The sequence below is a fragment of the Streptomyces sp. NPDC060000 genome (genome assembly GCF_042737375.1).
In the GTDB taxonomy this organism is placed as follows: domain Bacteria; phylum Actinomycetota; class Actinomycetes; order Streptomycetales; family Streptomycetaceae; genus Streptomyces.
The window spans coordinates 37494-59537 of record NZ_JBHWUU010000036.1 but is presented as its reverse complement, the minus strand read 5'-3'; the positions used below and the strand labels follow the sequence as shown (position 1 = coordinate 59537).

Genomic DNA, 22044 nt, shown 5'->3' with positions numbered 1-22044 from the left:
TCCCCCACGCCGCCGGGCACCCGCATGCCGAAAGCCGCCCGCAAGCCCCCCCGGCCCGCATCAACAAAGCCCGGGAAAAATCTGCTTGCCCATTCTTTTACCTTCGGTCGATTCCGTTCAAAAGGCGGCCTTCAGGGCAGGGGACAGCGCCGCTCGAGGACCGCTCGAGGACGCCACCGGCCAGCCTTGACAGCAATCGGGCGGTGTCGAACAGTTACGCGCATGCTCAATGCACGCCGAGGCGTCGCATCAATCCGGGCACGGCGGCGGTGTGAATTCGCCGCCGGAGCCCGCCGGATCGGTCCGGATTAGTTCACTGTTCACTCACAGGGGGATCCGCGCAGTGAAACTGGTGGAACGGGAGCTGCATCTCAGCTCACTGAAAAGCATGCTGGCGAATTCCATGGACGGGGACAGCAGAGTGGCTGTCCTGACCGGGCCGGTGGCCAGCGGGAAAAGCGCGCTCGCGCAGGCACTCGTCGAGCATGCGCACGATCTCGGCGCCCTGGTTCTGCAGGCCCGCTGTTCGCCCGCCGAGCAGCGGCTGCGGCTCGAGGCGGTACGCCAGCTCGTGGACACGGCGCCGAAGCCGGACCGTGTCATCGAAATCCCGCTCGGCCCCTCCTACCGTTCACGAAACGCGTCACCGGATTCGGCGCCGTCCGGTCCGCTGGATTCCGGGCGGCTCACCGCACGCGATTTCTGCAATGTGCTGCTCGAACTGGCCGGTGAGCTCCCGGTGCTCGTCACCGTGGACGATTTCGAATACGCCGACGAGGACTCGGTCCACTACCTGTCGTATGTGGTGCGCCGTATGCGCAACTCGAGGATCATGGTCGTGATCGGTATCGGGGGCGCGGAGCAGCCCGGCAGTGTGCGTCTCCTGGCCGACCTGCTGCGCCACCCCTACTGCTGCCCCATCCGTCTGCGGACGCTTTCCAGGGCCGCCGCGGGTGAACTGCTCACCGCACGGCTCGGCGAGCGCGCCCCGCGGGCGCTGGCCGACCAGCACTGGGCGGCCAGCGGCGGGAACCCGCTGCTGCTGCACGCCCTGATCGACGACCTCACCGCCTCGCCGCAGCGCCCCGGGGAGTGCCGGCTCGTCGCGGGCGAGCACTACGCGCAGGCCGTCATCACCTGCCTCTACCGCAGCGCACCGCACCTGGCGCGCGCCGCGGCGGTCCTGGCCGTCCTGGGCGGTGCGCGTCCCGGCGAACTCCTGGAGCACCTGCTGCACGGCGAGTCCGTGCTGCCCGCGCAGGCCCTGCGGGCCCTCACCGCGTCCGGCCTGACCACCTCCGGGGGCCGCTTCTGCCATCCCCGCGCCCGGGAGGCGGTCCTGGCCGCCACCGACAGCGCCACCCGCACCGCACTCCACGCGCGGGCGGCGGCCTGGCTCTACCAGCGGGCCGCACCCGCACCGCAGATCGCCGGCCACCTGCTCGCGGCCGGCCCGGCCGAGCAGCGCTGGCAGACCGGCGTCCTGCAGGAAGCCGCGCACGAAGCCCTGCTGGGCCAGGACGACAAACGGGCGAGTGCCTGCCTGGAACTCGCCCTGGCCGGCTGCACCGACCAGGCCCTGCGCGCCGAACTGATCATCGAGCTGGCCGAAGTCACCTGGCGCGACAGCCCCTCCGCCGCCATGCGCCGCATGCTGCCGCTCCAGGCCCAGCTGCGTGAACGCGCCCTGGACCACCGCCACTGCCTCGCCCTGGCCAAGACCCTGCTGCGCGGCGGCCGCTTCGACGCCGCCCAGGACGTCCTGGCCCGCCTGGAGGCACCGCCGGGCACCCCCGCCTCCACCGAGCTGTACATCTTCGACAAATGGCTGGAAACGTCCTACCCGCCGTTCGGGCGCCGCTACCGCGGCGCCCCCGGCAGCGCGCCCGCCCCCGCCCCCACCGCGCTGCCCGCCGGCACCGGCGCCTACCTGCACGCCATCGAAATGCTGGCCGCCGTCCTGCGCTCGGGAGCCCGCGAGGACATCGTCACCGCCGCCGAGCAGGCCCTGCGCGACTGCACCGTCAACGACCGCACCATGGAAGCCGCCAGCACCCTCATCGCCGCGCTCTTCTACGCCGACCGCACCGACAGCGCCGCCGTGGAGTGCGACCGCATCCTCGCCCAGGCCACCCAGCGCGCCGCCCCCGCCTGGGAAGCCGTCTTCGCCAGCCTCAAGGCCCAGATCGCCTACCGCCAGGGCGACATGGGCGCCACCATCGCCCTGGCCCGCCGCTCCCTGTCGGCGATGTCCGCCACCAGCTGGGGCGTGGGCATCGGCGTCCCGCTCGGCAGCCTCCTCATGGGCGCCGCCGTCGCCGCCGACCACGACACCGCCGAAGCCGCCCTCGCCCACGACGTGCCCGAAACCCTGTACGAAACACGCTTCGGCATCCACTACCGCCACGCCCGCGGCACCTACTACCTCCTCACCGGCCGCCCCCACACCGCCCTGCGTGAACTCCTGACCTGCGGCGACCTCATGACCCAGTGGGACATGGACATACCCAGCCTCGTCCCCTGGCGCCTGGAGGCCGCCCAGGCCCACCTCCACCTCGGCCAGCACGCACAGGCCGCCCACCTCATCAACGAACAGGTACACACCCACACGAGCATGAACAGCCGCACCACCGGCACGGTCTGGCGCCTGCGCGCCGCCCTGGAACCGCCCCGCCGGCGCACCCGCCTGCTCACCGACGCCATCGGCCTGCTCACCACCACCGGCGACCGCCTCGAACTCACCCGCGCCCTCGCCGACCAGACCCACGCCCACACCGCCGCCGGCGACACCACCGCCGCCCGCCGCACCCGCACCCAGGCCCTCACCCTCATCGAGGAATGCGGCGCCCACGCCCTCAAAAACCTCCTCACCCCACCCCCCGCCACCCCCTGCCCGCCCCCCACCACCCCCGCCCCCGCCCACACCCCCCTGCTGTCCACCGCCGAACGCCGCGTCGCAAGCCTGGTCGCCCGCGGATACACCAACCGCCAGGTCGCACGCCACCTCTACATCACCAACAGCACCGTCGAACAGCACATGACCCGCGTCTACCGCAAACTCAACATCACCCGCCGCACCGACCTCCCCCCCTGGCTCACCCACCACCACCCCTGACCCACCCACCCCTGACCCACCCACCCCACCCGGCAAACCCCGCCACACACCCAAACCACCACAACAGACAAGAACAAAAACAAGAACAGGAACAGGAACAGGAACGGGAACGGGGACGGGGACGGGAACAGGAACAGGAACAGGGACGGGAACAGGGACGGGAACAGGGACGGGGACGGGAACAGGGACGGGGACGGGGCAGAAGCAGGGCAGGGCAGGAGCAGGAGCAGGGCAGGGCGCAGGCAGGGCGCAGGGCAGGCCGCCGTCGCGCGCAGCTGCCCGGCCGAACCCGCCCCACACGTGCCGCAGCGAGTCCCGCGCCCGCCCCAGGAACGCAGAAGCAGCCCTGCCCGGCAGGCGCGCCCCGCCGGGCAGAACACGGACCCGCCCCGCCCCGGTGCGGGACGGGCACGCCCCGGCGGGCGCGGCACCGGCCGCCCGCACATACGCACGCCCCACGCCCATACGTATGCGCATCCCTACGCCCATACGTATGGGCGTACGGATGCACGTGCTTATGTGCATGCGTATGCGCTAGGCGGAGGCGTTCCGCGGCCGCCCCCGGACGGCTTCCAGGACCGCGCAGGAGCAGGCCGGTTTCAAGCCGCCCGGCCCCAACCCGGCGCCCGCCCGCCCGGCAGGCACCCGGCGGCCGCACCGGCAGACCCCCGCCCGCGGGCACCGCACCAGACACAGGACCCCGGGACGGAGCAAGGACACCCAGCCCGGAACGGAGCAAGGACACCCGGCCCGGAACGGAGCAAGGACACCCAGCCCGGAACGGAGCAAGGACACCCGGCCCGGAACGGAGCAAGGACACCCGGCCGGGACGGAGCAAGGACACCCCATGGACCGGCCCTTCAGGCAACCGGACCGCATCCTGCGAACGCACCGCGGACCGGATTCCGGGGGCGCCGCGGACCGGATTCCGGGGGCGCCGGACCCGATCCCGCGGACGCCCGGACCCGGTCCCGCGGACGCCCGGACCCGGTCCCGCGGACGCCCGGACCGGGTCCCGCGGACGGCGGTGCGCCGCGCCGGGATTTCTTTCACGCTGATCAGCCGCCGGAAGGCGCCCCCTATCCGGCTCCGGACAACGGCGGCTCTCCTTCGGAATAAACCACTCCATTTCCCGGGTGGCTGGAATGGCTCCTTCCGGGCTAGAAATTAAACCGGATGGTATGTATCTTCCTTTACCTGAGGGACCACCCTTACATTCAGGTCGACGCGGCTCAGGGGGAGCTATGTCTGCGAGCACGTTCCGCATCGACCGCGCGATACCCAGCGCGGTGCGCACAGAGAACGACACAACACCACCCGTACGGTCCGGAGCCTTCCGCTATCCGTTTCTGACCACCACCGTTCCCAAAGAATTCGTCCACCGCGCGAGCGTCGCGGAGGTCATGCTCACCGACTGGGAACGCACCGACGAACATCACTTCCGCCTGGCCGCCCAATGGCCGCGCCGGCACGGCTTCTTCCACCCCGTGGAAGACTGCCACGACCCGCTCATCGTCGCCGAGACAATCCGGCAGGCGGGAATCCTGATCGGACACGCGGAGTTCGGGGTCCCTCTCGATCACCACTTCCTCATGTGGGACCTCGCCATCGAAGTCAGACCGCCCCATCTCCTGGTCGGCACCGCCCCGGCCTCACTCGACATAGAGATCAGCTGCCGGGACATCAAAAAACGCCGCGGCAGTCTTGCGGGAATGCGTTTCGAGGCCGTGATCCTGCGCGCCGGACAGGTCGCCGCGACCGGAGGCGCCAGTTTCACCTGCGCCTCCCCGGCCGTCTACCAGCGCGTGCGCACCGCCCGCGCGGTCGCCGCCGCCAAGTCCCCGATCGCCCTCACCGCCCCGCTGGCACCGCAGAACGTCGGCCGCTCCTCACCCACCGACGTCGTCCTGTCCCCCACCGGGCACCCCGGCCAGTGGCAACTGCGGGTCGACACCCGCCACCCCGTCCTCTTCGACCACCCCGTCGACCACGCACCCGGCATGCTCCTCCTCGAAGCCGCCCGCCAGGCCGCCACCGCCCACCTGGAACGCCCCTGCCTGCCCCTCGCCATCACCGGCGAGTTCACCCGCTACAGCGAACTCGACGCCCCCTGCATGATCGAGGCCCGCCCCGCACCCGGAACCGGCCCCGACAGCCACCAGCGCGTCCTCATCCACGGCCACCAGGAAGAAGCACTCGTCTTCCGCTCCACCGTGACCATGGCACCACCCGCCACCTGAACCCCCCACCAGACTCCCCGCGCACCCCGGCCGGCCGCCCCGCACCGCGCCGGCCGGGCCGCACCCACACCACCCGACCCGCCCACACCGCCCGGCCCGCCCGGGAAACGGACACCGAACACACCGGCCCCGAAGCCCCGGACCACCACCGCCACCACGGGGGACCCCGACCGGACCCCACCGGACCACCGGACCCCGACCGGACCCCACCGGACCACCGGACCACCGGGCCACCGGGCCACCGGGCCACCGGGGCCACCGGGGCCACCGGGCCACCGGACCACCGGACCACCGGACCACCGGACCACCGGACCACCGGACCACCGGACCACCGGACCACCGGACCACCGGACCACCGGACCACCGGGCCACCGGGCCACCGGACCACCGGACCACCGGACCACCGGACCACCGGGCCACCGGGCCACCGGGCCACCGGCTACAGGAACGAGCCCCCGGACGCGTCGATGCACTGACCCGTGACCCAGCGCGAATCGTCCGAGGCCAGGAAGGCCACGATGTCCGCCACGTCCCCCGGCCGCCCCATCCGCCCGAACACCGAGTACGCCGCATGAGCGGCCTCACCCCCCGGCTCACTCCAGCGCCTGCGGTTCATGTCCGTCTTGACGAAACCCGGCGACACGGCATTGACCGTGACCTGACGCGGCCCCAGCTCCCGGGCCAGCGCCCGGGTCAGCGCCTCCAGCGCCGCCTTCGCCATCGAATAGGCCACCGACTCCGGGAAAGCCACCCGGGTGGCCGCCGAACTGATGTTGATGATGCGGCCCCCGCCCCGCAGCCGCTCCAGCCCCTGCTGGACGAGAAACAGCGGCGCCCTGGCATGAACAGCCATCAGCCGGTCGAAATCCTGCGGCCGCACCACCGCGATCCCGCCCGCAATATTGAAACCCGCATTGTTGACCAGCACATCCAGCACCGCAGGCTCACCCTGCTCCCGCAGACCCGCATCCAGCCCCTCATACAGCGCCGAGACATCACCGGGCTCCCCCAGCACACCACGCACCGCGAAAGCACGCCCCCCGCCGGCCGTGATCAGCTCCACCGTCTCGCGCGCCGCGTCCTCACGCCGCCCGTAATGCACCGCCACCAACGCCCCCTCCGCCGCCAGCCGGCAGGCGATACCCCGCCCGATCCCCCGCCCCCCACCCGTCACCAGAGCAACCCTGCCCGCCAGATTCCCCATCATCCCCCCCAGGACCACAACCACCGGCACGGCGCCGCAACCGCCGCCCCGCCCAGTCTCGCGCACCCCACCCCCACCCGCACAAACCCCCGGCAGAACAACCCCGCCCACCACACATAAAGAAACCACAAAAAACCGCCCACCCGGTTTACTGCCAACCGCGCCGCACCGCGCCGCACCACCCCCGCGGCCCTACCCGAAAGGCAGCCCCATGACCTTGCGCCACCTGCGCCTCATCGCGGTGAACATCGACGGAGTCCTGCTCAACGACACCTTCAGCCCCGTCATTCACCGCTACACCGTCCGCCGCGGACGCACCTACACCGCCCAGCTCGAACACGCGGTACTCTCCCGCCCCCAGCTCACCGCCGCCGCCGCACTCGGCGGCGAAGACAGCCCCCAGGAAGTGATCCGCGCCTACTTCCGCGAACGCGAGCAGTACCTCGAAGAACACCCCGTCCACCTGCTCGACGGCGCCGGCGCACTCCTGGACCGCCTGCGCACCCTCGGCACACACCTCATCTGCTACGGAGGACTCAAACGCCCCCACTTCGAACGCCACCTCGCCCCCTACACCACCCACTTCGACGAACCCCGCTACATCTGCACCGACCAAATCCGCCCCGGAATCCGCGAAATCACCGAAGACATCTTCCACCTGCGCTGCGACCAGGCCCTGTTCATCGACGACGCCGCACACGTCGCCGAAACCGCACGCTCCCTCGGCGCAGCCTTCATCGGCCACCCCACCACCTTCGAACACAGCTTCCAGGAACAACTCATGCGCCAAGCCGGCGTACGCCACCTCACCCACACACTCCACCACATCAACGAAACACTCCTCCACACCATCGACACCGAAGCCGCAAACGGCCACACCTGGCCCCCACCCCACACCACCCCACACACCACGCAGCAGACCACCCGGTAGACCACCCCACGGACAGCCCGACAGACCACCCGCCCGGCAGGCCACACCGCCGACAGCCCGGGCAGACGACACACCAGCACCCGACACACAGCCTCCCACCACACCCCCGAACCCCCCGACGAACCACGTCACCGGGCAAGGACCCCAACTCCGAGAAGCAGCCCCGCCCTTCAAACCCGCGAACCCGCCGCCGCCCCGACCCCCGACCCACGGCACACACGCCGCCCCACGCCGCGGCCCCCCGACCCCCCCCACTCCCCCGGCCCCACCACACCCCACAGAGTCCGAGACGGCAGACACCTCCACAGCGAGCCGGAGCAGGGAGAGCAGGAGCCCCGGATTTCGGAACCAGGCGCCGGAACCAGACACACAGGACGGTTTACCCCCGGCCGTACCACAAGCCACGCACACCACACCACACACCACACCACCCCCCACCCCGCCGCCGGCACACGCCGCCACCCCGGGCCCCGACCAGCCGCTGCCCCACCCGCACCACAGCCGCACCCGCCCGCGCCACAGCCAGGCCCCCGACGAAAGGCAGCACACAGCCAGAAAAGCCCCACATCGGCCCGGACCCCCACCCAGAGCCGGTAATGTACCTCCTGGACGGTTTCTTTTGGGTAAGCTTTACCGCAACCGGCGAAGGACACCCGCCCGAAGGAGGCCCCGGTGGCACAACAAGAACGTGCAGTCCGCACCCGCCAAGCGGTCCTCAACGCAGCCGCACAGGTCTTCGCAGAACACGGCTACGTCGCCGCCACCGTCGCCGACATCCTCCACACCGCAGGAGTCACCAAAGGCGCTCTCTACTTCCACTTCGACTCCAAAGAAGCACTCGCCAAAGGAGTCCTCGAACTGCAGACCAACCTTCACCTCACCCCCCAGGACATCAAACTCCAAGAACTCATCGACCTCACCATGACCGTCGCCCACCAACTCCCCACCGACCCCGTCCTGCGCGCCGGCGCCCGCCTCTCCGCCGACCCCGTCGGCCGCGAACACTACGAAAGCGCCTGGACCAACTGGGTCACCCTCATCACCAACATCCTCACCCAAGCCCACCAGCACCACGAAACCCTCCCCCACATCCAACCCCTCGAAACCGCCGAACTCGTCGTCAGCGCCTTCAACGGCGTCCAGCTCTACTCCCACCTCGAAACCAACCACACCGACATCGAACACCGCGTCAGCACCCTCATGAAACACCTCATGCCCTCCATCGCCACCCCCACCACCCTCATGCGCCTCGACATGAACCCCGACCGCGGCGCCCGCCTCCTCACCCCCACACCACCAACACCTAAGACGTCATCTCATTGAGCGTGTCTGAAAGATCGTGTAAGTCCGTGATGTGGAGGCCTGGCCCGGGACTCGGCCTCGGGTCCTTGGGCCGGGTGGATCGGACGAGTCATGGCAGGCAAAGACGAAGCGGCTGCGTCGGTGGCCGACGACGAGATGGTTGGGCGAGGTCGTCGAGCGACTGCTCGACAAGGCCGATGCCTCAGGGGTGGCCCTGCTCGGTGAGGGCGGGCTGCTGACGGAGATCCCCCGGGCTGTGCTGGAGAGGGCCCTGGAAGCCGAGATGAGCGAACACCTCGGCTACGACGGCGATCCTGGGGACTCCGTAGGTGCCGTTCGAGTCCTGGCGAACCGTGCGTATCCGGGCGGCGAGCTTCGCGTCGGCGGCCTGGCGGGCCGCTCGGTCGTCTGCGGTCCTGCGCCAGTAGTAGAAACTCGAGCGGGCGACGACGTTGAAGATGGCGCACAGCCGCTTCACGCCGAAACGGCGCTGATGGTCGGCAACGAACTGGAAGCGGTTCACCAGCGCGTCTCCCCGGCGAAATGCTTCGCCGCCTTGCGCAGGATCTCGCGTTCCTCCTCCAGTTCGCGGACCTTCTTGCGCAGAGCCGCGTTCTCCTCTTCCAACGGCGTGGACGGATCCGCCGGCACCTCCGCCCGTCGCATGCTGACTTTGGATCAAGTACCAGGTTTCTATCAGGGTTTACTCAGGGCCGTCCCTGATGAGCTGGGGTGCCGGTGCGGAAGAGACTCGCGGTCGGGCCAGTCGATTACCGGTCCGACCACCACGATTATGGAGAGCGCTATCGTGAACAGCTCTGCCCGTCGATCCGTTGGACCATCCTGGCTGCCTGCGGAAGCCTGCTGATAACCCTGGCCACGGCGGTGGCCGCTCCCGCCTCTGCCGCCACTTCAGGGGCAACACGCGCTGCCGCCACCGCGCGGTTGCCTGGGCTGGATCCGGTCGCGCTTAGGGGCGGCCATCGGCGGCTTGCCGAATGCGGACGTCACCGGCGCTGTTACGGATCACTGGTCGTGCGGGCCACTGGTCGGGCACATCGGGTGCGGGGAACCTGGAGAGCGGTCAGGGCGTGCCGCCCAATGCGCACATTTGGATCGGCAGTATCTCCAAAGTCTTCACCGCCACGATCGTTCTGCAGCTCGCCGCCGAGCATCGGATCGACCTGGACGAGCTCGTCCAACGGTCTTGCCGGACGTCCCGTCCGGGTTACACCAGTGGCGTGTTCTCCACTCGCGACCCCTCTCGCAAGATCGTCTACTCCGTCAACCCCGCCGACTTGAACGGCACCGAGATCCGCTATGTCCAGCAGATCGCCGCCGCCTCCTTCGGTACCGTGGTCCCGGCCAAGAGCTGCCCCTCGACGCGTCGGCTGCCCTCCTCACAAGCCCCAGGGTGCTGCCCCGGGGCTTCACGGATGTCAGCGTTCGCCTGAACGCGCCCAGTTGCGTCCACGGGAAACGTCCCCAGCAGACTGGGCGTCGGAGCGCGCGGTCCATCCGATGGCCGACTGACCCCGGGACAGCGGCTTTTGTCCCACATCCTGAAGGTGACGGCTCACGTCCAAGCGGTCACTTGTCCTGATCGCACGCGTTGTTGATAGTTGCTTGAAGTCGCAGCCAGGTCGGATCTGTCACGGTTGCGGTGGTCACTGCTGTCAGATCATCCGCCTCCCAGGTGCGGGTTCCATCGGTAACGACGAGGTGTGCCTCCAGGTCGCCGTCGTCAGGAACCTCGGAGGTTGCGTCCAAGAACGCCGTGACTGCCGACCTCGACGTATCGCCGTCCTTGCTATGGGTCTTGGCGGAGTCTCCGCGCACGGACATGAGCACAAGATCGCCTCCACCGCCGGCGATGACGAGCTCGCCTGCCGTTGTGGCGCCCAGCGCGGACACCGAGGAGCCGGCCAGCACGTCGTGCTCGACCGCTTGCCGGGTGTCGAGGTTGACTTCGACGAGAGTCCCGGTGGGCGTTCCGACCCAGAGCACGTCAGGTTGGGCGCCGAACGCAATGTTGTGTTGCGACCAGGCGCGCGACTGTTCAAGCCATTCTTGAGGGTAGGGGTAGCCCGGGCTGGGTTCGCCGAGAGTTGTGGCCAGAACGCGGTCCAGCGAAGGAAAGCCGAATACGTCCAGTGAGTTCACGTACGCGTTTCCTCGAATCGCGAGGTGGCGTCCGTCCGCACTGAAGATCGGCGCCTCGTAGCCGTCGGCATCCAAGATCAGCGCCCGGCGAAGCACTCGCAACGCAGCAGGCGCAATCTCGTGACCGACCCGCGCGAAGATTCCGAGCGTCGCGCCTTGATCGCTGCAGAGCGTGGCCACCAACCCGCCGTCGGGATGCTCCGCAACCCCGGTGTCCCAACGTGGGCCGGTACCCACGGAGCCGGAAACGAGGTCGATGACGTCAGAGCGCTCCCATGCGTTGTCTTCATCGTCCGACGACGGCGATGCCCACAACGTCTGACCGTTCGGACTGAATGCCAGACTGCGGTAGCAGGCAGTGGGTGGAAGATTTTCCAGTTCGGCAAGCCCGGCAGGAGTCCACTGGACCACTTTGCCCTCGCCCGCCACCACGAGCAGCGGCAGCTCTGGATGCCATGTCACAGCGGGTGTCCGCTTCGTACGGTCCCAACCGACGGCATCGCCGTAGACACTCGACTCCGTGCCAACAGAACCAAGTTCGCGCAGCTGCGCTGCCTCGCAACCCCCAGACGTGGACCGCCGGACGTTCCGAGTCCAAGCCAGCTACCAGGGGAAGCCGCGGATGGCATGCCAACTGCCCAACAGTACGCCCGCTACTGACTCGCACTCGGGCCACGGCCTCAACAACACTCACTCCAACAGCGTAGTTCAGCGGCGCGCGCGGCGAGGTCGGGTTACGACGTCGGCGAACGCTTCGAACTCAACTTCCTGCTCCCTCTTGTCGTGCGAGCCGAAGGACAGCTGTGCCAGCTACCTCGTGGCTATCAGAGGGCGGTTCGTGACTCTTTGACTTGTTCTGTGGTCGCCTGTTGGTGTGAGCGAGGACGGAATCTGCTGGTCCGCCGCCCATGGTCTGCTGGGGTGGCGGGGTGAGTGAACGCAAGCCGTACCCGAGCGACCTATCGCACGCGCAGTGGTCGTTGATCGAGCCTGTGATCACCGCGTGGAAGGACCGGCACCGCTCGGTCAGCGGCCATCAGGGCGCCTACGCGATACGGGAGATCGTGAACACGATCCTTTATCAGGGGCGGACCGGCTGTCAGTGGGCCTATCTCCCGCACGACCTTCCGCAGAAGAGCGCGACGTACTACTACTTCGCGGCCTGGCGGGATGACGGGACCGACCAGGTCATCCACGAACTCTTGCGCTGCCAGGTCCGGGAACGCACCCGCCGATTAGTCATGGCCCGCCGACTCACCGGCGCGAACGCTCCCACCTGGCGCGGCCCGCGGGCGGTGACCGCCTGAACATCCAGCCTCTGTTCGACGCGCTCAGCATCCAGGAGGACGCCGCTCGGGCCCTGACCGACGACCTCCGCACGCAGATCACCGAACTGCAGACCCGGTTGGGGGAGGCCGAGACCCACCTCGAACATTTGGCGATCACCCGGAAGACCGTCACCGCCCTCGCCGACCGAATCCCTGCCCAGGCCAACCCGTCCGACCTGCCCGAGCACCCGGACTGCCCCCGTATCCTTGCCGTCTTCAACGAGACGACCGGTCCGCTCCGGGCCCGCGACGTCTGCGAAGCCCTTGACCACGACCTCCTGCCGAAGAACATTGAGGGCGCCCGCGCCACTGAAACGCCTGGTCAAGCTCGGCATCCTCACTGAGGCTGGCTCTGGGAGCTTCGCTAGGCAGCACCAGCCATCCGGGTCGTGACCAACGGCGATGTCCTAGCTTCACCGGGAAACGGGCAGCACCACACGAACAACCGCCCACTCACAAACCGGAAGGCACCCCGGGGGCGGGTCGTGAGAGGGTGCGGTTCGAACCAGCAGAGGGGGAAAATGGGGCTGACCTACGGCTACGACATTTACCTGCGTCCCCGAAACGTCGCCAGGGCGCTGGCCAATCTGGCCGAGCTGGCGCCACCGTCCTCTCGCGTGCCACCGCTCGAGGTCACCCTGCCCGGCGGTGACCGGCTCGTCCTCCCGTTCACGTCCCACTTCGAGAGCGAGCCGGTCGACTGCTCCACGAGCAGCACGCTCGAACTCGATACGTCCATCATGTTCGACCTCGATGACGCACTGCGCGAATACGCGGGGACGGGCGGCCATCAACCCGGGGCGGACGGGCGTCTCCAGATCGGGTACATCTACGCGACGATCCGGTTCGCGTCCTTCCTGCACCCTCATTACGCGTCGATGGAGTTCTGGGCGGCAACGTCGGGGATGAGCCGCATGTTCGCGCGGTCGGCGCGCGTCAGAGAGGCGTTCACCGACCTCACACACGCCAGCGACGGAGTGTGCTGCCTGTTCGACACCGGCGACGGCGGCCCCGAGCAAGTGTGCTGGCTCAACGGTGAAACCACCCAGGAGACGACCCCCGGCGCCCGCTTTCCAGATCGACGAGCACTTGTGGCGACTTGGCCGGAGCCCGACCAGTGAGCACCGGCGCCCCTTGAGGCGGCACAACCCCGGACGGGCCATCCAGAAACAGTCTTCAGGTGAAGCCCGTGCGCTCTTGGTCGCCGTCAACAGCGAGCCCTCGGGAAACGACTGCAGACGGCAGGGTTCCGCCCACGCTCACACCATTACTGACTTCGGCTCGTCAGGGTGAGGTCGGGTTGCCGAGGGCGAGGCCGGTGCCGGCTATGAAGCCGTCGAGGGTTTCGGGCCGGTACTGAAGTCGTTTGAGCCGGTTGCGGACGAGGGCCTCCAAGCGGTCCAGGGCGACTACGGCGAGGTTGGCCAGGCTGCGCTTGACGTGGGCCCACACGCCCTCGACTGGGTTCAGGTCGGGCGAGTAGGCGGGCAGCAGGAACACCGTCAGCCATTCCCGTGCGTCAATCAACTCTCGCATCGTTCGGGAGACATGGGTGTTGAGCCGGTCCCAGACCAACACGATCGGTGCCTTGATGAGCTGGTGGGTGCCGTCGAGCAACGCGATGAAGTCGCGCTCGCTCATACTGCGGCGCTTGCCCTTGCCTGCGGGGCGGGCGATCAGCCGATGGCACAGCCGGGTCCGTGAGCCGGGCCGCGTCGCAATCAGCCCGGCCACCGACAGCCGCCCCGAGCGGCGTCCACTCACCGTCACGACCGGGGTGTGTCCGCGTCGCCCCCAGGTGCGGCCTCGGGGCGGTCGGCGGGTGAAGCCTGCTTCGTCCTCGAAGCAGATGTAGCCCCCGCAGGCCGCCCGAGCCCTTTTACCTCCGCCCCGGTCGCCTCCTTCCACATCTTCACCGCCTCCTCGTCGCGCTCGGCGACCCGCCGCACGGGGACCCGCCGCACGGGGACCTGCGGGGAGAACCCGAGCCGGTGCATCAGCCGGGTGGCGCCTGAGACGCTGTAGGAGACGTGGAACTTCCGGCCGAGCAGCGTGGCCACCCGCGCAGCGGTCCATACCTGGTCCTCCACCCAGCCGTGCGCGGCCGGCCCCTCCTCCAGATGCGCGGCAAGCTTCTCCAGGCAGCGCGGCGACAGACGGCACCGTGATCCGCTCGGCCCGCGCGATACCAGGGCCTCGATCCCGCCGTCCCGCCACAGCTGGTGCCACTGGTAGGCCGACTTCCGGCTCACTCGGAGGCGCTGGGCGACCTCCAGCGGCTTGATCTTCTGCTCGAACAGCTCAGCCGCCTGCCGCCGTACGGCCTCCCGACGCTGCCGCCCCGCAGCGGTCAGCCCGCCCCCATCTGCATATCTCACACAGCACGAAATACAGCCCGCACCCCTGGCCCATCAGGCACATCGACAAAGATCACCCTGACGAGCCGAAGTCAGTAACGTTCCAGGTGACCAACAGAAAGGATCACCCCGACCTGGGACTTGACCCGGAATCCTGGACACCCACCCCGAAGCCACCCTCTCCCCCCCATGGCATCCCGTCACCAAACCGGACGAACGTGACTCTCCCCGGGGCCCTGGGTTGACTGTGATGACGCAGTGCAGTTGGCAAATCAGCACGCTGGTTGGCAAACGGCACGGACGTTGCTCTGCGGCTGCTCTGCGGATTTGCTGGCTGACGTCAGAGAGACCGTGCACGCCACTGCTGTGCGCTTTGTCGGCGCCCTGCCCTGCAGCAACGTCAGCGAGCACCTGCTCCCGAGAGCCTCTGGTGCCCCTTGGGAGCCCGACCGTGTTGTCCGGGCGCCCCGGGCGCGGAGGCCGACCTCACGGCGTCATCGGTCGTGTCCTTGGACGGTCGTCGTCGTTGCACGACTGGGCCGGGGCCCTTGCGGGGCACTACCGGTGTCCGGCCGTTGCTGGGGCGGTGCGGCTGAGGAGATCGTGACCGCATTCGGTGGGGCGCGGCCTCGCGACAGGCTGGCTCTGAAGAAGGCGGTGGTGCCTTGGAGGGTGGAGTGGTGAGTGCGGTTGGTCCGGTGCTGGATGTGCGGGATGTACGCAAGGGCTACCGGCAGCGTCCGGTCTTGCGCGGGGTGTCGCTGGATCTCCGTCCGGGGCAGCTGGTGGGCATCGTCGGCGAGAACGGGGCCGGCAAGACTACGCTGCTGCGGATCCTGGCCGGGGATCTCGCTGCCGACAGCGGCATCGTGGAGCGTGCGGGCCGGCTGGGCTGCTGCCCGCAGGAGACCGTGCTCCACCAGGCGTTCACCGTCGACCAGCACCTGCGGTTCTTCCAGGCCGCCTATGGCATCAGCCGTCTGACCCGGGCCTATGAGCTGCTGGAGGAGCTGAACTTCAGCGGCTACCGGCACGAGCGGGTGGAGACACTCAGTGGCGGCACCCGGCAGAAGCTCAACCTGGTCCTGGCCTTGATGCACGATCCGCAGGTGCTGCTCCTGGACGAGCCGTATCAGGGCTTCGACTGGGAGACCTACCTGCGGTTCTGGGACCTGGCCGCGGCCTTGCGGGACGGGGGCTGCGCGGTGCTGGTGGTCTCCCATCTCGCCTACGACGCTTCCCGTCTGGACATCCTGTACCGCTTGGACGGCGGGGTGCTGCGGGAGACCGAGCGGACCGGCACGGTCGGGGTGGCCTCGTGAAGCGATGGCGGACCTGCTTCGGGACGGCTATGCGGTTCGCGCTGGTCGAACAGGCCCGTAACCGGTTGGCGTTGCTCATCGTGCTCCTGTTCGTGCCGCTGTGGACCACGTTGGCCTACGCAGTCGTGGCGCAGACACCGCTGCGGTTCTACGTCCGTCCGGTCGGCCGTTTCGTGGTCATGGACGGCAATGTTCTGACGCAGGTTGTCGGGGCGCTGCAGGCTCTCGCGCTGGTCGTCGCCTTCATGATGTTCGTCGCCACGGTCCGCTCCGCCGTCTTCGACAGGCGTCTGGTGCAGGCCGGCTTTCCGCCATCGTGTCTGGCCTTGGCGAAGTGCGCCTCGCTCGTCCTGGTGGCGGCTGCGGTCGCCGTCTATGCCACCGCCTGGATGCATCTGTTCTGGCGGCCGGTACAGCCGGTGGTGTTCGCCGCCGGAATGTTCACCGGGGCGCTGGTCTACGGCAGCATCGGCATCGTGCTCGCGGCCGTGGTGCGCAGTGAGCTGGCCGGCATGTTCCTGGCCATCATGATCAGTTCCATCGATCTGCTGCTGCAGAACCCGCTGATCAACCCGCAGTCGGACAGTGCCCTGGTGCGGTACCTGCCGGCTCACGGCGCGGTACAGACCGCGGTGACGGCCGCCGGCCTGCACGTGATGCCCTGGAGCTGCCTGCTGCTGGGCTTCGGGTGGGCGCTGGGCATGGCGGGACTCGGTATGGCTGCCTTCGCCCTGCGTACCCGCACCCACCGGCCGGCCCGAGCATCCGCGCCGGGTGTGGTGGAGACCGCTTCGGCGCCGTGACCAGGGCTGTCCGGGGTCGTTGTGCCGGGGGACGTAACCGCTCGACCATGTGTCGCGAGGGCAGGGGGCTGGAGTGTCCGAGCAGGAGACCGTGGTGGCGACAGAGTGGGAAGCGGACCCGGCCCCTCCTGCCCACTGCCGGGAAGCGTCCGGTGTGCTGGCCCGGGGCGACGCGCGCTGTGCGTGGTTCGTCAGCGACGGGTTCGAGCCGAGAAACTGGATGCTGGCCCTGGCGCCGCTGCTCGGATGGCACGCCGACGGCACCAAGGGATTGGGGTGGGGCCTGCTCGCGGCCGTGTTCACCAGCGTGCTGCCCTCGGTGATCCTGCGCCTGGGCGAACGCCGCAGCTACTGGAGCGACCGGCACGTACGGCAACGCCAGGAACGTCTGGTGGCCGGACCCGTCGTCCTGGCCTCGGTCATCACCGGTACAGGGCTGCTGTACGGGCTGGAGGCCACACGTGACGTCCGTGCGCTGGTGGCCGCGATGCTGGCCGTACTGCTCGTACTGATGGCGATCACCTTCCTCTGGAAGGTGTCGGTGCATTCCGCGGTCGCGGCCGCCGCCCTGGCTGTCCTCGCCTCGCTCTACGGGCCGTGGTGGGCACTGTCCGCCCCGCTGGTGGCGTTGATCGGCTGGTCACGAGTCCGGCTCCGGTGCCACACCATCGCCCAGGTGGCCGTCGGAGCATGCGTGGGCGCGGTCGTCAGCAGCGCGGCTTTTGACCTCCTGCGATGACAGGGAATGACCCAGATGCGAACCTTCCTCCCTCCCAGCGCCGCCGATCTCTTCCTGCGCGACCTGGAACAACGCGCGGAGCACCCGGACGCCGCCTCGACCATCGGTGCGGTACTGCATCTGTCCGGCGCCGTTCCCGCGCTGCCTGACCTTCAGGAGTACGTGGCCGCGCGCCTTTCCCACCTTCCGTGCATGGCGCACCTCCTGCACGGTGACGGCCGGCAGGCTCAGTGGGTACACGCCCTTCCCGACCCCGCGCATCATGTCAGCGCACGTCGCGTGGCCAGGGGCCCCGAAGCTCTCGAGGCCGCGGTACAAGACCTGATGCGCGCCCCCTGGCCCGAGGACGCCCCGGCCTGGCGCCTGGTCCTGCTGCACGGACAAGCCGCCGACGGGTTCGCGCTGCTGTACCTGACCCATCACGCCGTCCAGGACGGCGGCACCATCGTCGCGATCCTGGAGGCCCTCTTCAGCCCGGACGCGCCCACCGAGCAGCCTGCGACGGTACTGCGGACACCGCCCGCCGAGCCGCGGCCCCGGCTGCGGCAGGTACTGCGCAGCGCCGCCGTCCTGCTGCGGCATGCCAGGAAGCACCATGTGTGGACCTCGCCCTCGCAGCCGCTTTCCAGCCGCCGTCACACTTCATGGGTCCAGGTGCCTGTGGTGTGCCTCAAGGCGGTGGCCCGTGCAAGTGGCGCCAGCATCAACGACGTCTATCTCGCCGCCCTGGGCCACGCCTTGGCGGAGTGGGCGAGCACCTCTTGGCCGCGCGCCGCCGAGACCCCCCTTCCGGTCATGGTTCCCGTCAGCCTGCGCACGGCCGACGAGTGGGCGGTCCCCGGCAATCGTCTCTTCCTGACCCGCGTCGACCTTCCGGGCGGCCTTCCTCCCCTCGCGCAGCGGCTCGCCCGCACCAGCACGGTCACCGCGGCTCTCAAGCTGCCCGGACACCGTGCCGTACTGCGCGCGGCCCTCACCCGCCTGCCCGCCGGGCTTCTTCAGCGCCTCGTGACCGTGAGCACCGCCCCGGGCCGGCTCACCCTCGCCGCTTCCTGCCTGGTGATGCGCAAGCGTCTGCGCTACGGCGACGCGGTGGTGAACCGGATCGATCCCGTCATGTGCTGCCCGTCGGGCGCGCCCCTGGCGGTTGTCATGCTCGTCTACGCCGGTGAGGCGAGTGTGTGCTTCCGCATCGATGAAGCTCTTCCCGGTGCCGAGAGTCTCCCCGCACGGTGGCGGCAGGCCCTGGAAGACCTGTCGGCAGCCGGTGAGCGGCCGACGACCGGCCGCCCTGGAGCCGCCGCGGCTGCGGCAGCCGCCCCAGGGCCGGGGCCGTCTACGGAGTGATCACAGCGCCCGTTCGACGCTCCACAGCGGCAGGCGCTCGAAGAGGGTGACGGCCTCCTCACGCCAGCGCGGGCGCCAGCCGGCGGCCTCGGCCGAGGCCAGTTCCGCGAAACGGCGCATGTCAGCCCGCAGCTTCTGCTCGACACCGCAGCTCGTGGCGATCTCCCGGACGGCGGCCACCGTCTCCGGCGTGCAGGAGGAGTCACCGAGGGCGGATTCCACCACTGCCCGCTCCGGGCCGCTCACGGCTGCGAGCAGAGAAGCGATGGTGTAGCTGCGCTTGCCGCTGCGCAGGTCGCTGCCGGTGGACTTACCCATGGTCCGCGCGTCGCCGAACAGGTCCAGGTAGTCGTCGCGCATCTGCTCGTAGATGCCGACCAGCCGCACATAGCGATGCAGTTCCGCATCGAAGCGAGCCGGCTCCTCGCCCGCGGCCAGCAGACCCAGTTGCAGGGGGGCGAGAATCGAGTAGCGGGCGCTCTTGTAGTCGGAAACGGCGTGCAGGAGTTCCTCGGACGGAAGGTCGGTGAAATCCCGTTCGATGTCGGTGATCTGGCCCACGATCATGGCGGAGGCCGCCGCGGTCTGCACACCGACCATCGCATGACGCACCGCGAGCGCGGCCGGGCAGTCGAGGAGAACCTGCAAGGACAGGGCCAGGGCGAGGTCGCCGGCGAGGAGGGCGAGTCCGAGGGCGTCCTGGGGGTGCCGGGGGAACTTGTGGCGGTAGGCGTAGTAGGTGGAGGGACCGCCCCGGCGGACGGGGTCGTCATCGATGATGTCGTCGTGGACCAGCGCGTGCGTCTGCAGCAGTTCGACGCTCAGTGCGGCATCTTCGAGGCCGGGGACGGGGTCGGGTGTCACCAGCCGGGCCGCCTCGTAGATCAATGCCACCCGCAACCTCTTGCCGCCCCGCACCGACAGGTCCCGCAAGAGGTCGAGGCACTCGGGAGTGAACCGGCTGGACGTGGGAGCGTCGAAGGTGTCCGCCAGGTCGTGGAAGTACTGCTCGAACCGTGTGTTGAAGCGGCGTGCGTAGGCGGCGAAGCGCTCTTCGACCTGTTCGGTGGGGACCTGGTCGGTGGGAAGGGCGGGATCGGTCACGAGAAAGGTTCCGTTCGTAGTGCCAGGCGCTCACAATTCCGCGGCGCCAGGAGTCGGACAGCGCTGTGTCCGGCCAGGTGTCCCGGAAGCTGCTGGTGGGTTCAGGAGGTGTACTGGGTGGCGGTGACGGCCAGTCCGCGCAGCGCCCGGGACGCGGCCAGCGGCAGCGCGGCCTCGTCCAGCACCCGCAGGACCTGGTCATAGCGGGAAGTGATCATATGCTCGGTGTGCTGCCGCGCGCCGGTCTCCTCCAGGATGGCCCGCACTTCGGCCGCCCCATGCTCATCGAGATCGGCCCGGCCGACCAGGTCGCGCAGACGACGCCGCTGCGCCGGGATGGCCGCACGCAGACCCAGAGCAAGGAGAACAGTGCGCTTCCCCTCCCGCAGGTCCCCCAGCCCAGGCGCGCACGCACCATCCGCGCTGCCGAAGACGTCCAGCAGGTCGTCCCTGATCTGAAACGCCTCCCCCAGAGGCAGCCCCAGCGCTGTGCACACGCCCAGGGTGGTGTCGTCGGCGCCGGCGACGGCGGCTCCCAGCTGCAAGGGACGCTCGACCGTCGCGGTGGCGGTCTTGTAGCGGACGATCTGCAAAGCCGCGTCGACATCGTCATCGGGGCCGGCGCCCATCACATCCAGGTACTGGCCGTACATCACCTCCTCCAGCATCGCGTCGTACAGGGCGTGCACCGCGCGGCGCCGCTGGACGGACAGTTCGGCGGTGTGCAGCAACTCCTGTGCCCAGATCAAGGCGAGATTGCCCACCAGGAGGGCACCGCCGGCACCGAGCCTCTCCGCCCGCGGGGACGGACCAAGGCGCGTACGCAGGGCACGGTGGACCGCAGGGCGGCCCCGGCGCGTGTCCGAGTCATCCATGATGTCGTCGTGGATGAGCGCGAACGCCACGAACAGCTCCAGCGACGCCGCCACTCTCAGCACGGCCGCCCTGTCCTCGCTCCCGCCCGCGGCATGCCAACCCACGACGCACAACAGGGCCCGGATGCGCTTGCCGCCAGCAGCCAAGAAGTCCCGCAAAATGCCCGCTGCCTCGAGCGGATGACTCCTGCCGGCAGCCACGCGCACCTTGTCCTGAAGGAAGTCCTCCAGCACCGCGTCGACCTCCTCCCGCACAGCACTCAGATCGATCTCCCGAACGTCGATCACACCCGAGGTCACCGGCCGGCCCTCCCGACAAGACGCACGGGCGAACGGCCGTGACTCGCGGGCGACGGGAATCGACGGCCGCGGCGGGCCGAGAGGGGCCGACTGTCTTCGGGTCCAGTCCGTCCATCCGACCGAACCACCCACTTGATCTTCATGCCTGATCAACGACCAAGACAGCCCCAGAACACGTCCCGCCTGAGCACTGGCCACGAGGCGTATCGCCTGTACTGGGTGTATTGCCCTGAGTCTTTTGTTCAACCCCGCCTGCGTTCCTGCTGGTTGCCTCGAAGATCGATCCCTTCCTGGTGTTGTCCCGCTTTCGGGTCGCTTTCTACGACTGCCTGTACACGCGTGCGGACGCGCTCTTCGAGCTGACGGATGCGGTGTTGTGCGCGGACGGCCCGGTCACCTCACTGCCGGAGCTGACCCTGACAGCCGAGATGCAGCGCGGTCACGGCGCGATGTACGCCGTGCTGAACACCGGCTGGCTGGAGCCGGCCCGCTTCCGCAACCTGCTCGCCTCAATTCCACTGCCCGCGCGGCCGACGGGCGGATCGTGCTCGCGGTCGACGTCTCCCCGTGGCTGCGGCCCGACGCCCCCACCAGTCCCGACCGGCTGTTCTGCCACGTCTACGGCCGATCCGGCCGCAGCAGCGACCAACTCGTGCCCGGCTGGCCCTACTCCTTCGTCGCCGCCCTGGAAACGGGCCGGACCTCCTGGACGGCCCTGCTGGACGCCGTCCGGCTCGGCCCCGCAGACGACGCCGCCGAAATCACCGCCACCCAACTGCGCGAGGTTGTCACCCGGATCACGCGTGCCGGACACTGGAAGAGTGGCGATCCGGACATCCTGATCGTGACGGACGCCGGCTACGACGCGCCCCGCCTCGCGATGAGCGACCACAGTTCATCCGGCACGATCCATG

Annotated in this window: 18 protein-coding genes and 3 pseudogenes; 13 read left to right on the top strand and 8 right to left on the bottom strand. The window is 69.2% G+C overall.

Annotated features, from left to right (window positions below; all coding sequences use genetic code 11):
* Positions 1-229 precede the first annotated feature (229 nt).
* Both ACFWBB_RS20415 and ACFWBB_RS20410 read left to right on the top strand, forming a co-directional pair.
* Positions 230-3115, top strand: coding sequence for an AAA family ATPase (locus ACFWBB_RS20415; protein ID WP_385274035.1), 2886 nt, complete (start codon positions 230-232; stop codon positions 3113-3115).
* A 1244-nt stretch (positions 3116-4359) separates the two neighbouring features.
* Entirely contained in the window at positions 4360-5355 is a 996-nt protein-coding gene (locus tag ACFWBB_RS20410) for a ScbA/BarX family gamma-butyrolactone biosynthesis protein (protein ID WP_385274033.1), read from the top strand.
* A 439-nt stretch (positions 5356-5794) separates the two neighbouring features.
* Here the strand turns inward: ACFWBB_RS20410 and ACFWBB_RS20405 are convergent, their stop codons facing one another.
* A complete protein-coding gene (locus ACFWBB_RS20405) occupies positions 5795-6559 on the bottom strand; it encodes an SDR family oxidoreductase (RefSeq protein WP_385274066.1) in 765 nt (254 codons plus the stop codon).
* 211 nt (positions 6560-6770) lie between these two features.
* Between ACFWBB_RS20405 and ACFWBB_RS20400 the strand changes: the two genes are divergently transcribed.
* Together ACFWBB_RS20400 and ACFWBB_RS20395 are read left to right on the top strand one after the other, a co-directional pair.
* The gene (locus ACFWBB_RS20400) at positions 6771-7490 is read left to right on the top strand and encodes an HAD family phosphatase (RefSeq protein WP_385274031.1); all 720 of its coding nucleotides are present in this window, start codon (positions 6771-6773) and stop codon (positions 7488-7490) included.
* A gap of 672 nt (positions 7491-8162) precedes the next feature.
* Entirely contained in the window at positions 8163-8813 is a 651-nt protein-coding gene (locus ACFWBB_RS20395; protein WP_385274028.1) for a ScbR family autoregulator-binding transcription factor, read from the top strand.
* Positions 8814-8994: 181 nt separating this feature from the next.
* Here ACFWBB_RS20395 and ACFWBB_RS20390 read toward each other — a convergent pair whose 3' ends face one another.
* Together ACFWBB_RS20390 and ACFWBB_RS20385 are read right to left on the bottom strand one after the other, a co-directional pair.
* Positions 8995-9315, bottom strand: a complete 321-nt coding sequence (locus ACFWBB_RS20390) for a hypothetical protein (RefSeq protein WP_385274025.1) — start codon at positions 9313-9315, stop codon at positions 8995-8997.
* On the bottom strand, positions 9312-9458 hold the full coding sequence (locus ACFWBB_RS20385) for a hypothetical protein (RefSeq protein WP_385274022.1): 147 nt from the start codon (positions 9456-9458) through the stop codon (positions 9312-9314). Before ACFWBB_RS20385 ends, ACFWBB_RS20390 begins: the two co-directional genes overlap by 4 nt.
* A 332-nt stretch (positions 9459-9790) precedes the next feature.
* Between ACFWBB_RS20385 and ACFWBB_RS20380 the strand changes: the two are divergent.
* Both ACFWBB_RS20380 and ACFWBB_RS20375 read left to right on the top strand, forming a co-directional pair.
* Positions 9791-9937 (top strand): annotated as a pseudogene (locus ACFWBB_RS20380) (peptidase); the annotation flags it as partial.
* 96 nt (positions 9938-10033) lie between these two features.
* Complete coding sequence (locus ACFWBB_RS20375) at positions 10034-10246, top strand: hypothetical protein (protein ID WP_385274072.1); 213 nt, start codon at positions 10034-10036, stop codon at positions 10244-10246.
* Positions 10247-10382: 136 nt separating this feature from the next.
* Here the strand turns inward: ACFWBB_RS20375 and ACFWBB_RS20370 are convergent, their stop codons facing one another.
* The gene (locus tag ACFWBB_RS20370) at positions 10383-11417 is read right to left on the bottom strand and encodes a hypothetical protein (protein ID WP_385274019.1); all 1035 of its coding nucleotides are present in this window, start codon (positions 11415-11417) and stop codon (positions 10383-10385) included.
* 467 nt (positions 11418-11884) lie between these two features.
* Between ACFWBB_RS20370 and ACFWBB_RS20365 the strand changes: the two are divergent.
* Together ACFWBB_RS20365 and ACFWBB_RS20360 are read left to right on the top strand one after the other, a co-directional pair.
* Positions 11885-12193 (top strand): annotated as a pseudogene (locus ACFWBB_RS20365) (transposase); the annotation flags it as partial.
* A gap of 611 nt (positions 12194-12804) precedes the next feature.
* The gene (locus tag ACFWBB_RS20360; RefSeq protein WP_385274016.1) at positions 12805-13404 is read left to right on the top strand and encodes a hypothetical protein; all 600 of its coding nucleotides are present in this window, start codon (positions 12805-12807) and stop codon (positions 13402-13404) included.
* 163 nt (positions 13405-13567) lie between these two features.
* Here the strand turns inward: ACFWBB_RS20360 and ACFWBB_RS20355 are convergent, their stop codons facing one another.
* Together ACFWBB_RS20355 and ACFWBB_RS20350 are read right to left on the bottom strand one after the other, a co-directional pair.
* Positions 13568-14134, bottom strand: coding sequence for a transposase (locus ACFWBB_RS20355; protein WP_385274063.1), 567 nt, complete (start codon positions 14132-14134; stop codon positions 13568-13570).
* Entirely contained in the window at positions 14050-14637 is a 588-nt protein-coding gene (locus ACFWBB_RS20350; RefSeq protein ID WP_385274060.1) for a winged helix-turn-helix domain-containing protein, read from the bottom strand. The genes ACFWBB_RS20355 and ACFWBB_RS20350 overlap by 85 nt, the downstream gene beginning before the upstream one ends.
* A 704-nt stretch (positions 14638-15341) precedes the next feature.
* Between ACFWBB_RS20350 and ACFWBB_RS20345 the strand changes: the two genes are divergently transcribed.
* From ACFWBB_RS20345 to ACFWBB_RS20330, 4 genes are all read left to right on the top strand, one after another.
* Entirely contained in the window at positions 15342-15962 is a 621-nt protein-coding gene (locus ACFWBB_RS20345) for an ABC transporter ATP-binding protein (RefSeq protein ID WP_385274058.1), read from the top strand.
* On the top strand, positions 15959-16765 hold the full coding sequence (locus ACFWBB_RS20340; protein ID WP_385274013.1) for an ABC transporter permease: 807 nt from the start codon (positions 15959-15961) through the stop codon (positions 16763-16765). Before ACFWBB_RS20345 ends, ACFWBB_RS20340 begins: the two co-directional genes overlap by 4 nt.
* Before the next feature lie 73 nt (positions 16766-16838).
* Positions 16839-17504 carry a hypothetical protein gene (locus ACFWBB_RS20335; protein WP_385274010.1) on the top strand — a complete coding sequence of 222 codons (666 nt, stop codon included), beginning with the start codon at positions 16839-16841 and terminating at the stop codon, positions 17502-17504.
* 6 nt (positions 17505-17510) lie between these two features.
* Positions 17511-18851 (top strand): wax ester/triacylglycerol synthase domain-containing protein, encoded by a 1341-nt coding sequence (locus ACFWBB_RS20330; RefSeq protein ID WP_385274007.1) that lies wholly within the window; start codon positions 17511-17513, stop codon positions 18849-18851.
* Here ACFWBB_RS20330 and ACFWBB_RS20325 read toward each other — a convergent pair whose 3' ends face one another.
* Both ACFWBB_RS20325 and ACFWBB_RS20320 read right to left on the bottom strand, forming a co-directional pair.
* Positions 18852-19955, bottom strand: coding sequence for a polyprenyl synthetase family protein (locus tag ACFWBB_RS20325; protein ID WP_385274004.1), 1104 nt, complete (start codon positions 19953-19955; stop codon positions 18852-18854). It abuts the gene before it with no gap.
* A 101-nt stretch (positions 19956-20056) separates the two neighbouring features.
* Entirely contained in the window at positions 20057-21130 is a 1074-nt protein-coding gene (locus ACFWBB_RS20320) for a polyprenyl synthetase family protein (protein ID WP_385274001.1), read from the bottom strand.
* Positions 21131-21390: 260 nt separating this feature from the next.
* On the opposite strand from ACFWBB_RS20320, the pseudogene ACFWBB_RS20315 reads away from it, so the two are divergent.
* Positions 21391-22010: pseudogene (locus ACFWBB_RS20315) on the top strand (transposase); the annotation flags it as partial.
* Positions 22011-22044 lie beyond the last annotated feature (34 nt).

Coding starts and splice junctions, on each gene's coding strand:
- ACFWBB_RS20415 (WP_385274035.1), top strand. CDS start 230: ATGCACGCCGAGGCGTCGCATCAATCCGGGCACGGCGGCGGTGTGAAT.
- ACFWBB_RS20410 (WP_385274033.1), top strand. CDS start 4,360: ATGTCTGCGAGCACGTTCCGCATCGACCGCGCGATACCCAGCGCGGTG.
- ACFWBB_RS20405 (WP_385274066.1), bottom strand. CDS start 6,559: ATGGGGAATCTGGCGGGCAGGGTTGCTCTGGTGACGGGTGGGGGGCGG.
- ACFWBB_RS20400 (WP_385274031.1), top strand. CDS start 6,771: ATGACCTTGCGCCACCTGCGCCTCATCGCGGTGAACATCGACGGAGTC.
- ACFWBB_RS20385 (WP_385274022.1), bottom strand. CDS start 9,458: ATGCGACGGGCGGAGGTGCCGGCGGATCCGTCCACGCCGTTGGAAGAG.
- ACFWBB_RS20360 (WP_385274016.1), top strand. CDS start 12,805: ATGGGGCTGACCTACGGCTACGACATTTACCTGCGTCCCCGAAACGTC.
- ACFWBB_RS20330 (WP_385274007.1), top strand. CDS start 17,511: ATGACCCAGATGCGAACCTTCCTCCCTCCCAGCGCCGCCGATCTCTTC.